This is a genomic window from Holophagales bacterium, assembly GCA_016699405.1.
Taxonomy (GTDB): Bacteria; Acidobacteriota; Thermoanaerobaculia; order Multivoradales; family JAGPDF01; genus JAAYLR01.
Genome location: CP064972.1, coordinates 3,033,184 through 3,047,728 on the forward strand (window position 1 = coordinate 3,033,184; position 14,545 = coordinate 3,047,728).

General features: G+C 69.8%; 14 protein-coding genes and 2 tRNA genes. 9 read left to right on the plus strand and 7 right to left on the minus strand.

Annotated elements, in window-relative coordinates; all coding sequences use genetic code 11:
* Positions 1 to 151: 151 nt before the first annotated feature.
* The 7 genes from IPJ17_12480 (at position 152) to IPJ17_12510 (ending at position 5,167) form a co-directional block, all read left to right on the plus strand.
* Positions 152 to 226: transfer RNA gene (locus IPJ17_12480), tRNA-Val, on the plus strand.
* Positions 227 to 260: 34 nt separating this feature from the next.
* Positions 261 to 337: transfer RNA gene (locus IPJ17_12485), tRNA-Asp, on the plus strand.
* A 149-nt stretch (positions 338 to 486) separates the two neighbouring features.
* Positions 487 to 642 carry a 50S ribosomal protein L33 gene (gene rpmG / locus IPJ17_12490; protein ID QQR72336.1) on the plus strand — a complete coding sequence of 52 codons (156 nt, stop codon included), beginning with the start codon at positions 487 to 489 and terminating at the stop codon, positions 640 to 642.
* Positions 643 to 718: 76 nt separating this feature from the next.
* Positions 719 to 2,110 carry an amidohydrolase family protein gene (locus tag IPJ17_12495; protein ID QQR72337.1) on the plus strand — a complete coding sequence of 464 codons (1,392 nt, stop codon included), beginning with the start codon at positions 719 to 721 and terminating at the stop codon, positions 2,108 to 2,110.
* An 82-nt stretch (positions 2,111 to 2,192) separates the two neighbouring features.
* Positions 2,193 to 2,813 (plus strand): hypothetical protein, encoded by a 621-nt coding sequence (locus IPJ17_12500; GenBank protein QQR72338.1) that lies wholly within the window; start codon positions 2,193 to 2,195, stop codon positions 2,811 to 2,813.
* 39 nt (positions 2,814 to 2,852) lie between these two features.
* Entirely contained in the window at positions 2,853 to 3,791 is a 939-nt protein-coding gene (locus IPJ17_12505; GenBank protein ID QQR72339.1) for a histone deacetylase, read from the plus strand.
* A gap of 146 nt (positions 3,792 to 3,937) precedes the next feature.
* Positions 3,938 to 5,167 (plus strand): hypothetical protein, encoded by a 1,230-nt coding sequence (locus IPJ17_12510; GenBank protein QQR72340.1) that lies wholly within the window; start codon positions 3,938 to 3,940, stop codon positions 5,165 to 5,167.
* Positions 5,168 to 5,558: 391 nt separating this feature from the next.
* Here the strand turns inward: IPJ17_12510 and IPJ17_12515 are convergent, their stop codons facing one another.
* A complete protein-coding gene (locus IPJ17_12515; protein ID QQR72341.1) occupies positions 5,559 to 7,190 on the minus strand; it encodes a S41 family peptidase in 1,632 nt (543 codons plus the stop codon).
* 76 nt (positions 7,191 to 7,266) lie between these two features.
* On the opposite strand from IPJ17_12515, the gene tatA reads away from it, so the two are divergent.
* Together tatA and tatC are read left to right on the plus strand one after the other, a co-directional pair.
* Positions 7,267 to 7,650, plus strand: a complete 384-nt coding sequence (gene tatA, locus IPJ17_12520; GenBank protein ID QQR72342.1) for a twin-arginine translocase TatA/TatE family subunit — start codon at positions 7,267 to 7,269, stop codon at positions 7,648 to 7,650.
* 81 nt (positions 7,651 to 7,731) lie between these two features.
* Entirely contained in the window at positions 7,732 to 8,463 is a 732-nt protein-coding gene (gene tatC, locus IPJ17_12525; protein ID QQR72343.1) for a twin-arginine translocase subunit TatC, read from the plus strand.
* 42 nt (positions 8,464 to 8,505) lie between these two features.
* Here tatC and selD read toward each other — a convergent pair whose 3' ends face one another.
* The 6 genes from selD to IPJ17_12555 form a co-directional block, all read right to left on the minus strand.
* Positions 8,506 to 9,486, minus strand: coding sequence for a selenide, water dikinase SelD (gene selD / locus IPJ17_12530; protein QQR76158.1), 981 nt, complete (start codon positions 9,484 to 9,486; stop codon positions 8,506 to 8,508).
* Positions 9,487 to 9,561: 75 nt separating this feature from the next.
* Positions 9,562 to 10,488, minus strand: a complete 927-nt coding sequence (locus IPJ17_12535; protein QQR72344.1) for a lysophospholipid acyltransferase family protein — start codon at positions 10,486 to 10,488, stop codon at positions 9,562 to 9,564.
* A gap of 5 nt (positions 10,489 to 10,493) precedes the next feature.
* A complete protein-coding gene (locus IPJ17_12540) occupies positions 10,494 to 11,066 on the minus strand; it encodes an HAD hydrolase family protein (GenBank protein QQR72345.1) in 573 nt (190 codons plus the stop codon).
* A 16-nt stretch (positions 11,067 to 11,082) separates the two neighbouring features.
* On the minus strand, positions 11,083 to 12,054 hold the full coding sequence (locus IPJ17_12545; GenBank protein QQR72346.1) for a KpsF/GutQ family sugar-phosphate isomerase: 972 nt from the start codon (positions 12,052 to 12,054) through the stop codon (positions 11,083 to 11,085).
* Positions 12,051 to 12,887, minus strand: coding sequence for a 3-deoxy-8-phosphooctulonate synthase (gene kdsA / locus IPJ17_12550; GenBank protein ID QQR72347.1), 837 nt, complete (start codon positions 12,885 to 12,887; stop codon positions 12,051 to 12,053). The genes IPJ17_12545 and kdsA overlap by 4 nt, the downstream gene beginning before the upstream one ends.
* Positions 12,884 to 14,542, minus strand: a complete 1,659-nt coding sequence (locus IPJ17_12555; protein ID QQR72348.1) for a CTP synthase — start codon at positions 14,540 to 14,542, stop codon at positions 12,884 to 12,886. The genes kdsA and IPJ17_12555 overlap by 4 nt, the downstream gene beginning before the upstream one ends.
* Between the last annotated feature and the right edge of the window lie 3 nt (positions 14,543 to 14,545).

Genomic DNA, 14,545 nt, shown 5'->3' on the forward strand with positions numbered 1-14,545 from the left:
CGGGGCATCCGTCACCTGCGATCGCGAGTCGATCCGGTAGCCCATTCTTCTCGCAGGCGCCCGGCTTGTCCAGCGTCGCACCGCCGCGCGCGAGTGCGAGACCGTTGACTTGAGTCGTGCCGTGGCCTATAGTCGCCCGGCTTGGAGGGCAGGGAGGTTAGCTCAGTGGTGGAGCACCTGCCTTACACGCAGGGGGCCGTGGGTTCGAATCCCTCACCTCCCACCAGGCGAGCTCCCCTGCAAGCGGACGACTCGAAGTCGGGGTCGTAGTTCAGTTGGTTAGAACGCCGGCCTGTCACGCCGGAGGTCGCGGGTTCGAGTCCCGTCGGCCCCGCCAACTTCGATCGCGCCGCTTGCCCGCTGGTCCCTCCTCGCCGCCGGCCGAATGTGCCGGTGAGGCGCAGGATCGGTCAGCGTCAGCACCGGGCGACGGCGAGGGATGCTCGAGATCGACCTCGAGCCTAATCTCAGAGTAGGGAAGGCATCATGCGCGACAACATCAAGCTCGTCTCCTCGGCCGGAACCGGCTACTTCTACACCACGACGAAGAACAAGAAGACGACGACCGAGAAGATCAAGATGAAGAAGTACGATCCGGTCGTTCGCAAGCACGTCGAGTTCGTCGAAGAGAAGCTCCGCTGAGCGCGGCGGGCCGAATGGCCCGCCCCTCCGATTCTCCGGCGGATTCTGCCGCACTCCGCCTCCCGTGACCTCTCCCGTGATCGCCGAGTCATCGGGCTCCCTGCTCTTCCAGGGGGCGACGTTGTTGTGCCTCGACGAACCGGCGCGGGTGCTGCCGGGTTGGGATCTCGGCGTTCGCGGCGGCCGGATCGTCGAGATGGCACCACGGATCGACCCGGAAGGCTATGGCGAGACGCTCGCCCTCGCCGGTCACTGGGTGCTCCCGGGTCTGGTCCAGGGGCACGTCCACCTCGGGCAGACCTTCTTCCGTGGCCTCGCCGAGGAGCGGCGTCTGCTCGCCTGGTTGCGCGAGCGCATCTGGCCGCTCGAGGCGGCGCACGACGACGAGTCGGCTTACTGGTGCGGCCTGCTCGGCGCAGCCGAGTGTCTGCTCACCGGCACGACGACGGTCCAGGACATCGGAATCGGCCCCGGGGCCGCGGGCCTGCTCGCGGCGATCGCCGACTCCGGGTTGCGAGGTTTCGCCGGGCTCTGCCTGATGGACGTCGGCGACGGACTTCCCGACGCGCTCTGCCAGGAGACAGCGCGCGCCCTCGACGACGCGATCCGCCTCGGCGAACGGCTCGAGCGGGCGACCGGCGGGCGGGTACGACCGGTGCTGAACCCCCGTTTCATCCTCTCCTGCTCCGATGCCCTTTGGCGCGGGTTGCGCGAGGTGGCCGCCCGGCGCGGTTGGCCGGTGCACACCCATGCGCTCGAGCAGCGCGAGGAGGGGGCCGCCGTCCGCGCCCTCAAGGCCGGGCGCGACGAGATCGATTACTTCGACGACGAAGGGCTTCTCGACCTCGATCTCCGGCTGGCGCACGGCGTCTGGCTCGAGGGGTCGCACCTGTCGAGAATCGCCCGGAGGCGGGTGAGTGTCGTTCACTGTCCGAGCTCGAACCTCAAGCTCGCCTCGGGCATCGCCGACGTCGTCGAGATCCGCCGGCGCGGCGTGCCGGTCGGTCTCGGCTGTGACGGCGCGGCCTGCAGCAACCGGCTCGACGCCCTCGCCGAAGCGCGTCTCGCCGCCCTGTTGCAGCGCCCGCGTCATGGGCCGCGGGAGCTCACCGGAGTCGACGCCCTGCGGCTCGTTACCTCCGAAGGGGCCAAGGCGCTGGGGCTCGATCGGGAGGTCGGCTCGCTCGAAGTGGGTAAGCGGGCCGACCTGCTGGTTCTCCGTCCCGGCCATCCGGAGCTCTGGTCGGCTCCCGAAGCGGACCCGCACGATGTCGTCGTCTTCGGTGCCGGGGCAGGCGCGGTGCGCCACGTCGCCGTCGAGGGCGAGCTGCTGGTGCGCGACGGAGTGCTGACCCGTCTCCACCTGGAGACGATCCTCTCCCGCGCCTCGACGGCGTGGCGCGATCTCGCCTCGCGGGCTCGCCGTCAGGGACTGGAGCTTTCGGCGGCGGCTCCTTTCCTCGGGTGAGTGCGATAGACTCGCGAGGCTGACGTTCCCGGCCGCCCGGCCGTTCGTTCCGCTTTCCCGCCAACGCGAGAAGGAGGAGCGAATGAACAAGTCACCCCTGTCGAATCTGTTCACCCGTTGTGCCCGCGGCGAGTCGGCTGCTTGGGAGACGCTGGTTGCCGAGTTCGGTCCGTGGATCGGCAGCGTCGTGCGCCGCGCTGCGGCCGTCGAACGGGCGACAAACCCCGGCGACGACGACGTCGACGAGTTGATGCAGGAGCTCTGGTGCCGCCTGCTCGCCGCCGAGGGGCGGCTCCTCACCGCGTTTCGCGGCGAGAGTCGCTCCGAGGCTGCGGCCTACCTTGCGGCCGTGGCGCGCAGCGTCGTGGTCGACCGCCTGCGCTACCGGCGGGCGCAGAAACGTCGGGCCGTGCTGCTGGGACTGGGCGGCTACGACCTCGCCGATCTCACCCCGGGTCCGGAGGCGCGACTGTTGCGGCGGGAGCGCCGCGAGACGGCGCGCCGGCGACTGCACGATCTCCTCGGCCCGCGGACCAGCCGGCGCAATCGCCATGCGGTCGAGCTCGCGCTGCTCGGTGGGCTCACCTCGCGTGAAATTGCCGCGCGCTCGCGTGGTCGGACCTCCGCCGGGGCCGTCGACTCGCTCGTCCACCGGGTCCGGCGGCGCATGACGGCGCTCGGACTACAGCCGCCGGAGCGCTGAGGGGGAGCGTGACGACCGATCGCCGACTATCATGGCGCGATGGTCCGGCTCTTTCACGACGTCGACTGCCTCGAACACCGCGGCCCGCACGGCTATCCGGAGGTGCCGGAACGACTCTCCGCCGTTCTCGACCGGCTGGCGGAGCCCGCCTGGCGCGAGCGGCGAAGCGACCGCCCCGCGGGCCTCGAAGAGGCCGTCCTCGCGGTCCACGACGAACGCTACGTGCGGCGCTTCGAACGCGCCTGCGAGCGCGGAGACGGCCTGCTCGATTCGGCCGACAATCCGCTCTCTCCAGGGACCTGGAAGGCGGCCTGGGCGGCCGTCGGCGCGACGGTCGCCGCACTCGACTGGGTGGTGGCGGCGCCGGGCCGCAAGGCGTTCGCGGCGGTTCGCCCCCCGGGGCACCACGCCGAACGCGATCGCGCGATGGGCTTCTGCTTCTTCGGCAACGTGGCGGTGGCGGCCGAACGCGCGATCCGGGGTCACGGGCTCGAACGCGTGGCGATATTCGATTTCGACGTGCACCACGGAAACGGAACCCAGCATCTCTTCGAGGAGCGCGGCGACGTCTTCTACGCGAGCGTTCATCAGTTCCCCTTCTATCCGGGCACCGGTGCACGAAGCGAGCAGGGCCGAGCTGGTGGCGTCGGGGCGACCCTCAACGTGCCGATGTCGGCGGGTTGCGGCGATGCGGCCTACGACGAAGCGATCGAGCGCGAGATCCTGCCCGCGCTGGCGCGCTTCCGGCCGCAACTGCTCCTGCTGTCGGCGGGCTTCGACGCCTGGCAGGGGGACCCGCTCGGGGGAATGCGGGTGACGGAGCAGGGCTTTTTCGACTGGAGCCGCCGGCTGGCGAGCCTGGCGGCCGAGTGTTGCGACGGCCGGGTCGTCTCGGTGCTCGAGGGCGGCTACGACGTCGCCGCCCTGCCGGACCTCGCCGCCTCTCATGTGAAGGGCTTATCTGTTGTCGACGTTTGACTTGCGCATTCGGGGGGCGTACACTTTGTGCCAAGTGACGGACGTCGCTCGAGCCAACGAGGTCGTCGCCTGCGGCGGGGGTATGGCGGAACGCCTGTCTCTCTGCGATCGCGCGCGACACCGCAGTGCGGCCGAAGGAGAGCACGATGACGCGTAAGACGTGGACGCTGTTGCTCGCAGGGCTCTTCGCCCTCGCCGCTCCGGGGCTCGCCGCCGCTCCGTTCGGTCACTTCGGAGGCATCATCGGCGGCGCCAACGCGGGTGGCGGGTTCCTGCCGCTGCACGGATGGGCGCTCGACGACGGTGGCATCGCCCGGGTCGAGATCTGGGTCGATGGTCAGCCGGCCGGCACCGCCTACTACGGCTTCGCGCGGCCGGACGTGCAGGCGATGTATCCCGGTTACCCGGACTCGCCGACTGCCGGTTTCGGCTTCGAGCTCAACTCGGCGCTGTGGCTCAACGGCATGCACACGATCACCGCCGTGATGGTGAGCAAGTCGGGCGAGCGCGTGACCTACGGCCAGCAGTACTCGATTCTCTTCACCAACACCACGCACACGCTGGTGCCGTTCGGGGCGATCGACTTCCCCCATTCGTCGGCGCAGATGTTCGGCAACTGCGACCTGAGCGACCCGGTCCGCCGCTACAGTGTGGTCACCGGATACGCCCTCGACACCGGCATCGAGCTCGGCGACACGGGAGTGAAGTGGGTCGAGCTGCTGATCAACGGTGCGGTCTACGCCAACACGGTGACCGACTCCTTCTACAGCGACGCGACCGGCGGCTGGTCGAACTTCTTCGGCCTGCCGCGTCCCGAGATCAAGACCCGGTACCCGTCGATCCCCAACGCTTTCAACAGCGGCTACCGATTCGTCCTCGATATCGGCGTGCTCGTCGCCCTCGGCTTCGACCAGGGCTTCCACGAGCTGACCGTGCGCGTCGGCGACTACTCGGGGCAGGTGGCGAACATCGCCGAGATCCCGGTGGTCTTCCTTTGCGACTACGCGGTGGGCGCCGAAGGCTCGGTGGGCGGGATCTCGTTCCCGGTGCCCAACGGCATCTACGGCGGTTCGGCGGTCACCTTCACCGGTTGGGCGCTCGATTGGCAAGGGATCGACCGGGTGCGGATCTTCGTCGACGGACTCGAGCTGGGCGACGCCACTTACGGGCTCGTCTACCCCGGGCTGAACCTCTACTACCCGGGCTATCCCGATACGCCGGCAGGCGGCTGGTCGTTCACCTGGGATGCCACGCGCTACGCGGACGGCGTCCACACCCTCCAAGTCGTGGCGCGCGACGAGCTCGGCGCCGACACGGTGATCGGTGAGGTGACCTTCCTCACCGACTCCTACTTCGGCGGAGGCGGCGGGCACTGACGTCCGCGACCTGCGCCGACGCAGGTCAAGAGCATTCGCGATTCGGGCCGGGCCCTTCGGGTCCCGGCCCTTTCGTTTTTCCGGGGAACGTCGCTGTCGCGGGCGCGCCGTACTCTTGGATCGAACGGGGTTGACCCGAGGCGTCGGGCCGAGCGGCCCCGGGTCGAGGTGGCTCCGTGCCCCTCGATGGGCGAGCCCGCGTCGAAACGGCGAGGTCGCGGCGGCCGCTCGGCGTCGCGTGCGCACGCGCTGCGTCGAGAGGAAGGCGGCCTGTTCCGAGCTGGCGAAGGGGCCAGGGTCAGCGCCAGCGTGCGAGTCCCGGGCGAGCGCTGCCGCGAGGTCTCGAGATGCGGGTTGCGTGCCCGGGCTTCGAGAAGCCGCGGGGCTCGGCTCAGCGCACGGAGGCGGTGCGGGACGTCGCTCCGGGGCGGCCGATCGCTTCGCGCCGGGCCAGCAGCTCGGCAGCCCGGTCGAACTGACGCAGGGCGGTTTGCACCTGCGCGTCGCCTTCGGCGAGCGCGGCGTGCGCTGCCTCGAGCCCGAATGCGGAGCTCAGGACGTCGGCGCGCAGTTGGCGGAGCGCCGCGGCGCGCGTTGCCTCGTCGGCGAGGCCGTGTGCGACGTCCTCGGCCGAGTCCACCTTCTGCTCGACGACCCAGCGCTGGAACTCGTCGAGGAGGGCGGCCTCGGGGCGCCAGTCGCGGGACGGGACCGGCCGCCTGCCCTGGAGCTCGATGGCGAAATTGAAGAAGGCGTTGTGCGCCAGCAGGAACTGGGCGTACTCGGGAAGCTCCGTGGGCTCGACCACCAGGTCGGGCGTGATGCCGCCGCCGCCGTACACCTTGCGACCGAGGTCGGTGCTGAACTCCTCGGCGGGTGCTACCGGCTTCGGCAGGTGTTCGGCGGAGGTCCCGGTCGCTTCGTCGGCCTCTTCGGAACGTGTGTAGTAGTCCCAGTACGAGCTGTAATCGCGCTGGATCAGACGGCCGGAGGGGGTGTAGTACTTGGCAGTGGTCAGGGCGATGCCGGCGCCGTACGAGAGGTTGTAGACCGTCTGCACGAGCCCCTTGCCCCAGGTCGTGGTGCCGATGACCAGGCCGACGTCATGGTCCTGGATCGCTCCGGACAGGATCTCGGCGGCGGACGCCGTCCCGGTGTTGACGAGGACGATCAGCGGAACGCCGAGATCGGGATGGTCGGCGCCGGCGTTCCAGCTCTGGAAGGCGTCGCGGGTGCGCCCGCGGGTCTCGACGATCTTGGCCCCCGGCGGCAGGAACTGATCGGCGACTTCGATCGCCTGGTCGAGCAGCCCGCCGCCGTTGTTGCGCAGGTCGAGCAGCAGTCGTTTCATTCCCTGCTGGCGCAACTGCGCGAGAGCGCGCGTCACCTCGCCACCGGTCGAGCGCGAAAAATCGCTGATCGACAGGTAGCCGGTCCCCGGAGCGATCATGTAGGCGTAGCGGACGGTGGTCTGGGGGATCTCGGCCCGGGTCACCGTGAACTCGAGCGGCTCGGTGAGTCCGCGCCGGACGATGGCGATCCGGACCTGGGTTCCTTTGGGTCCCTTGAGCTTCTGGACCGCCTCGTCGAGCGACAGTGGCTCGGTCGGCTCGCCGTTGATCGTGCTGATCACGTCGCCGGCACGAATGCCGAGCCGGGACGCCGGGGTCCCCTCGATGGGCGAGATCACGGTGAGCTGGCCGTTGCGCACGCCGACCAGGATGCCGAGCCCGTAGAAACTGCCCTGCTGCCGCTCGCGCATCGAGGAGTAGGCGACCGGAGTCAGGAAGTTGGTGTGCGGATCGAGGGGACGGAGCATCCCCTGGATCGAGGCGAAGGCCAGGTCGCGATGGCTCACCTCGGCGCCGAAGCTGCTCTTGGCGACCGTGACCAGCTCGGTGTAGAGGCGCAGCCGCTGCCGGACCTCGTCGCTCATTGCCAGCAGGCGATTGCCGAACAGTCCGCCCCCGACGAGAGCGACGACGAAAAGGACGAGGGCGGCGCGGCGCCAGGGCTTGCGCATGGCGCGGAGTCTACCATCGGCCCTGTCGCTCCTTGACTTCCCTCCCGCGCGAGCCGATGATTCGCGGCGGACTGCCATGCTCGGATCGATCGGACTACCAGAGCTGCTCTTCATCATGGTCCTCGCCCTCTTGATCTTCGGGCCCAAGCGGTTGCCGGAGATCGGGAAGACGCTGGGCAAGGGACTGTCCGAGTTTCGGCGGGCGACCAACGACCTCAAGCGGACGATCGACACCGAGATCCTCTCCGTGGACGACGACCGGCGGTTGCCGTCCTCGATCCCGCCGGTGTCTCCCCGCCGCCCGCTCGCCACCGAGACGACGGTCGCCGCCGAGCCGTCCGTCCCGACAGCGAGCACGTCGCCCGAGCCTGCTGCGGCTCCGCCGGCAGCGCCGGTCGAGTCCGAGGCGAGCGACGCGGCGCCGGAGGCGGTCGTCCCGCCGGAGACGCCGCCGGCGTAGGCCGCCCACGTCCGCATGACGCCCACTCTCGAGCCACGCGTGCCTCGCGCGACGGGGGCGCCGCCTCCCGAGCTCCCGCGGATGACCCTGCTCGAACATCTCGAAGAGCTGCGTCGCCGGTTGGTCTGGTCGCTCGCGGCACTGGCGGCCGGGGTGGCGGCGACGCTCGCCTACAGCCCCGAGATCGTCCGCTTCCTGGCCGCGCCGATCTACCGCGTGATGCCGCCGGGAAGCAAGCTCGCCTTCCTCGGGGTCACCGACCCGTTCATGTTGTATTTCAAGGTGGCGCTGCTCGCCGGTGCCTTTCTCGCCTTTCCGGTGATCCTCTGGCAAGTCTGGCTCTTCATCTCGCCCGGCCTCTATCCGAGCGAGCGACGGTGGGCCGGGCCGTTCATCTTCTTCGGCTGGTTCTTCTTCGTGGCGGGCGGGGCGTTCGCCTACTACATCGCCTTTCCCTTCACCGTCGAGTTCCTGCTCGACTTGGGCAAGGACTTCCAGGCGGTGATCACCGCCGATCGCTACTTCAGCTTCCTGATGACGATCGTCCTCGGGCTCGGCCTGATGTTCGAGTTGCCGATCCTCATCGTCCTGCTGGCGGCGATCGGTCTGGTGACACCGCGCTTCCTGTTGCGCCACTTCCGCTGGGCGGTGCTGATCATCTTCGTCGTCTCGGCGATCGTCACGCCGACCTCCGACATCGTGAACCTCTGCCTCTTCGCGGTGCCGACCATCGGGCTCTACCTGCTGGGCATCGCCGGTGCGGCGCTCGTTTCGCGCGCCAAACGCAAGCGGGCGGAAGCGGCAGCTGCCTGAGCGGCAAGCTCGGCCCCCGGCGAGTCGGCCGGGTCCTCGTCGTCAGATGATCTCGAGCGTCGGACGTTCGGCGGCGACCACGTCGCCGACGGCCGCGGCCTGGTGCCCGGATTCGAGCAGCGCGGCGAGCAGCGCGGCGGCGCGCTCGGCGGGCACGGCGATCAACAACCCGCCGGAGGTCTGCGGGTCGAACAACAGCTCGCGGCCAGCGGCGTCGAGTGGCCTGCGGAGGAGGAGATCGTCACCGGCAAATCGGGCGTTGAGCTCCGTGCAGCCGGTCGAGATGCCGTCCGCCACGCAGGCAGCGAAGCCCGGATAGCTCGGCAGGGCGGCGTGCTCGACCTGCAGGGCGACACCGGAGGCTCGAGCGAGGGTCAGCGCGTGGCCCGCGAGTCCGAACCCGGTCACGTCGGTCGCGGCATGGGCGCCGTGTCCGAGCGCGAAGTGCGAGGCGACGTCGTTGAGGCGCTCCATTCCGGCGAGCGCCGGCTCGAGACCGGCCTCGTCGATCTTCTCGGCCTTGAAGGCGTTGACCAGCACGCCCGTGCCGAGCGGCTTGGTGAGCAGGAGGCGATCCCCGGGACGGGCGCCGGCGTTCGTGAGCAGGCGGGACGGATCGGCGAGTCCGACGACCGCCAGACCGTACTTCAGCTCCTCGTCACGCACCGAGTGGCCGCCGAGCAGCGCGGTGCGGGTCTCGCGCAGGACGTCGGCTGCACCGGCAAGGATCTCCGCGGTCACCTCGTCGGGGACGTAGCGCGGGATCATGCAGAGGTTGAGGGCGAAGATCGGCCGACCTCCCATCGCCCAGACGTCGGAGAGCGAATTCGCGGCAGCGACTCGCCCGAAACGACGCGGGTCGTCGCAGACCGGCATGATGAAGTCGGCAGTCGCCACGAGCCCGCGGTCGTCGAGCCGGAACACACCGGCATCGTCGCCGGTCTCGGGACCGACAATCACCTCGTCCATCCGGTTCGCCCGGAGGAGAGGACCGAGCAGCGAAGACAGGTCCCCCGGACCGATCTTGCCCGCTCAACCCCCGCTGGTGGCCGCGTTGCTCAGTCGGAACTTCCTGCGCCAGAACGCCATGGGCGCATTCTACGGGGAAGCGGTGGGGAGCTGACCGCTCGCCGGCGGTTTCGTCCGCCAGCGGCGGTGGAACCAGACCCACTGCTCGGGACGGCGTCGCACCTGACGTTCGATCGCCGCCGTGAGCGCGGCGGTCGCCACGACCGGGTCGGTTGGCAACGGTCCTGTCGGCTCGATGGTGACCTGATGGTGGCCGTCGTCCTGTCGTTCGATGAAGGCGGTGACGACCGCGGCGTCGAAACGCAGGGCAAGGTCGGCCGCGCCGAGGGGGGTGAAGGCGGGCCGTCCGAAAAACGGCACCCAGTCGCCGTCGACGCGGGTGTCCTGGTCGATCAACATGCCGATTCCGCCACTGCCGCGAACGGCACGCAAGAGGGCGCGCGCCGATCCCGCTTCGCCGCGTTGGATCGTCGTCGAGCCGAAGCGAGCGCGCAAGGAGAGCAGCAGGCGATCGAGATACGGATCCTCGAGCCGCCGGGCGACGACATGGAGCGGCAGGCCGCGACAGCCCAGCCAGGCGGCGAGGAGCTCCCAGTTGCCGCAGTGGCCGGTCACCACGAGGACCGGACGGCCCTGCCGCTTGGCCTCGTCGATCGCTTCCCAACCGGTCGACGCCACGCGCCGCAGGACGCTGGCGCTCTCCTTGTCGGCGAGGTGAAGGCACTCGGCGAGGGTCGTTCCGAGATGATCGAAGGTCGCGCGGGCGATGTCGCGGCGCCGCCTCGCGTCGAGCTCGGGAAAGGCCAGCGCGAGGTGATCGAGCGCCCGGCGACGGTCGCGGCGCGAGAGATGCCAGAGCAAGCGCCCCAGGCCGGCGCCGGTGGCCTGCGCCTCCTCCCACGACAGGTCGCGGAAGAACGCGGTCAGCAGCCAGGCGAGCGGGCGGAGCAACAGGCGGTCGCGCCACGCGTGACGCGTCCGAGACGGAGTGGCCAAGCCGCTCACCCGCCGCGCGAAGCGCCGGACCACTGGGCGACGAGCGACTCCCAGCTGCCGCGAGCGCGCAGCAGCCATTCGACCGCTTCGCGTACCGCTCCCTGTCCCCCCGGCGAACCGAGCACCCGGTCGACCGCCGAGCGGACCTCGGGGACGGCATCGGCCGGACAGAAGGAGAGCCCGGCGCGGTGGATCACCGGCAGATCGGGCAGGTCGTCGCCGATGTAGGCGACGCGCTCGGGGCGCGTGGCATGGGCCGTCAGGAAGCTGTTGTAGGAGCGCAGCTTGTCGTCGCGTCCCATCATCACCGCGTCGAGGTCGAGCTCGGCGGCCCGCCGACCGAGAGCCGCCGAGCGGCGCGAGGAGAGCAGACCCACGCGGACGCCGGCTCGCCGGGCGATCTGCATCCCGAGACCGTCGCGCACGTGGAAGACCTTGAGCGCCTCGCCCGAGCCGCTGTAGTAGAGCCGTCCGTCGGTCAGGACCCCGTCGACGTCGAGCAACAGCCAGTCGATCAGCTGTGCGCGCCGCACGGCACGGATGTCGAACTCGGCCGCTCCTGGAGAGCCTGTCTTCATCGCCTTGCCTCCTGACTTAGAAGAGCTCGAGGCCCCAGAGGTCGTGCAGGTGGACGACCCCCTCGAGCCGGCCGTCGCCTGCGCAGACGAAGAGCGAGGTGATGCGGTGCTCCTCCATCTTGCGCAGCGCAGCCGACGCGAGCTCGTCGCCGTCGATGGTGCGCGGCTGCGTGTGCATGCACTCGCCCGCGCTCTTGCGCAGCAGGGCCTCGTCCTGCTCGAGCAGTCGTCGCAGGTCGCCGTCGGAGATCACCCCGGCGAGGCGCCCGGCGGCGTCGACGACGCCAGTGATGCCGAGCCGCTTGCGCGACATCTCGTAGATCGCCTCGCGCATCGGCGTCTCGAGGTTGACGCTCGGCAGGTCGTCGCCGGCGTGCATGAGCTGGCGAACCTTGAGCAGCTGCTTGCCGAGCTGACCGCCGGGATGGAGGCGGGCGAAATCCTCGGGGGTGAAGCCGCGCGCCTCCATGAGCGCCATGGCGAGTGCGTCGCCGAGGGCGAGCGTGGCGGTCGTCGAGGCGGTCGGCGCGAGATTGAGCGGGCAGGCCTCTTTGTCGATCGCCGCAGCGAGATGCGCGTCGGCATGGCGGGCGAGCGGGCTCTCCCGGTTGCCGGTGATCGCCACCAGCGGCACGCCGAGCCGCTGGACGGTCTCGACCAGGCGCAACAACTCTTCGGTGGTCCCGGAGAAGCTCGCGGCGAGGACGACATCGCCCTCGACGATCATCCCGAGGTCGCCGTGGATCGCCTCGGCGGGGTGAAGGAAGAAGGACGGCGTGCCGGTCGACGCGAGCGTCGCCGCCACCTTCTGCAGCACCAGGCCGCTCTTTCCCATCCCCGTGCAGACGACTCGTCCGCGCGCGCCGAGGAGCAGTGCCACCGCCCGGTCGAACGAGTCGTCGAGCTGCGGCAGCAGGCCGACGATCGCCGCCGCTTCGATGCGGAGGACCTCCTCGGCGACGGCGCGCGACGAGCGCTGGTCGCTCACCCCGGACCTCCCGCGGCTCGCACCGTCCGTCGCACGGCAAGGGCCGCGGCCAGCAGGCGCTCTGCCCGCTCCGGGCGAAGCTGGGTTTCGCGGTCGGAGAGCGCCTGCGCCGGGTCGGGATGGACCTCGAGGAAGAGTCCGTCGGCGCCGGCGGCCACCGCCGCGAGGGCCAGCGGTTCGGCGAACTCGCGCTGACCGCCGCTGCCGTCGGCTGCCGCGCCGGGGAGCTGGAGCGAATGCGTCACGTCGTAGACGCAGGGGATGCCGTCGCGATGCAGCAGGGCGAAGGAGCGCATGTCGACGACCAGGTTGTGGTAGCCGAACGAGGCGCCACGCTCGGTGACGAAAACGCGTTCGTTGCCGGCGGTGCGCACCTTGTCGCAGATCCGGCGCATGTCGTCCGGGGCCATGAACTGGCCCTTCTTGACGTTGACCGCCCGTCCGGTGCGGGCCGCCGCCTCGACGAGGTCGGTCTGGCGGCAGAGGAAGGCGGGGATCTGCAAGACGTCGCAGACCGCCGCCGCCTTCTCGCACTGCCAGGGCTCGTGCACGTCGGTGAGCAAGGGCAGACCGGTCTCGCGGCCGACGGTGGCGAGCCAGGCGAGGCCCGGTTCGAGCCCGGGACCGCGAGCGGCGCCGGCAACGCTGCGGTTCGCCTTGTCGAAGGAGGCCTTGAGCACGATCGGCAGGGCGAGTCGCCGCGAGATCGCTGCCAGCTCGCGCGCGACGGCGCGGAGCAGCTCTTCGCTCTCCGCCAGGCAGGGTCCGGCGATCACCGGAAAGCTGTCGCCGCCGACCGCGACGCCTGGCGCGAGCGCGAAGCCCTCGGTCATCGGGCGACCTCGTGGGTGGGCGACGCGGTCGCCGCCGAGATGCCGGCGGCCTCCCGCCGCTGCCGCTCGGCGAGCGCCGCGCCGATGTAGGAGACGAAGAGCGGATGCGGGTCCCAAGGCTTCGAACGATACTCGGGATGAAACTGGCAGCCGAGGAACCAGGGGTGATCGGAGAGCTCGACCATCTCGACGAACTTGCCGTCGGGGCTCATTCCGGAGACGACGAGGCCGTGATCGACGAGCAACTGAAGGAACTTCTGGTTGACCTCGTAGCGATGGCGGTGTCGCTCCCGGATCTCCGGAGCTCCATAGATCCGGCGGGCCAGGGTTCCCTCCTTGAGCCGGCAAGGGTAGGCCCCGAGTCGCATCGTGCCGCCCATCTCCTCGACGCCGAGCAGGTCGCGCAGCTTGTAGATGACCGGCGTCGCGGCTTCGGGGTCGAACTCGGTCGAGGTCGCCTCCTTGAGGCCGCAGACGTTGCGAGCGTACTCGATGGTCAGGCACTGCATGCCGAGACAGATGCCGAAGAACGGCACCTTGTGCTCGCGGGCGTAGCGGATGGCGCGGATCTTCCCCTCGGTGCCGCGGGAGCCGAATCCGATCGGCACCAGGAGGGCGTCGACCTCGAAAAGCTCGCGCGGCCAGGTGCCGACTTCGATCTCCTCGGCGTTGAGGTAGACCAGCTCGACCCGGCAGTCGTTGGCGATGCCGCCGTGCAGCAGGGCCTCGTTCAAGCTCTTGTAGGCGTCGGGCAACTCGACGTACTTGCCGACGATGCCGACGCGTACGTGGTGGCGCGGGCTCTTGATGCGGTTGACGAGTGTCTCCCAACGCGACATGTCGCGGTCGTAGCGCGGCATGTTGAGCAGTCCGAGGAGGATCTCGTCCAGCCCCTCGCGGGCGAAGTGCAGCGGCACCTCGTAGATCGTCGAGACGTCGCGCGCCGTGATCACCTGCTCCGGAGCGACGTTGCAGAAGAGGGCGATCTTCCGCTTCAGGTCGTCGGGCAGGGCGCGGTCGACCCGGCAGAGCAGCAGGTCGGGCTGGATCCCGATGGCGCGCAGCTCACGCACCGAGTGCTGGGTCGGCTTCGACTTGAGCTCTTCGGCGGCCGCGATGTAGGGCACCAGGGTGACGTGGATGTTCGCCGCGCTGTTGCGCCCGGCTTCGAGGCGGAACTGGCGGATCGCCTCGAGGAACGGCAGCGATTCGATGTCGCCGACCGTGCCGCCGATCTCGACGATCACCACGTCCTGGCCGTCGCCGACGCGCCGCATGGCGTCCTTGATCTCGTCGGTGATGTGGGGGATCACCTGCACGGTCTTGCCGAGGTAGTCGCCGCGGCGCTCCTTGGCGATGACCGACTCGTAGATCTTGCCGGTCGTGTAGTTGTGGCGCTTGCTGGTGATCGTGTGGGTGAAACGCTCGTAGTGGCCGAGGTCGAGGTCGGCCTCGGCGCCGTCGTCGGTGACGTAGACCTCGCCGTGCTGATAGGGCGACATGGTGCCCGGGTCGACGTTGACGTACGGGTCGAACTTCATGAGCGTGACCTTGAAGCCGCGGGCCTCGAGCAGCGCGCCCACCGACGCGGCGGCCACGCCCTTGCCGAGCGACGACACCACGCCGCCGGTCACGAAGATGAACTTGGTCGACATGGC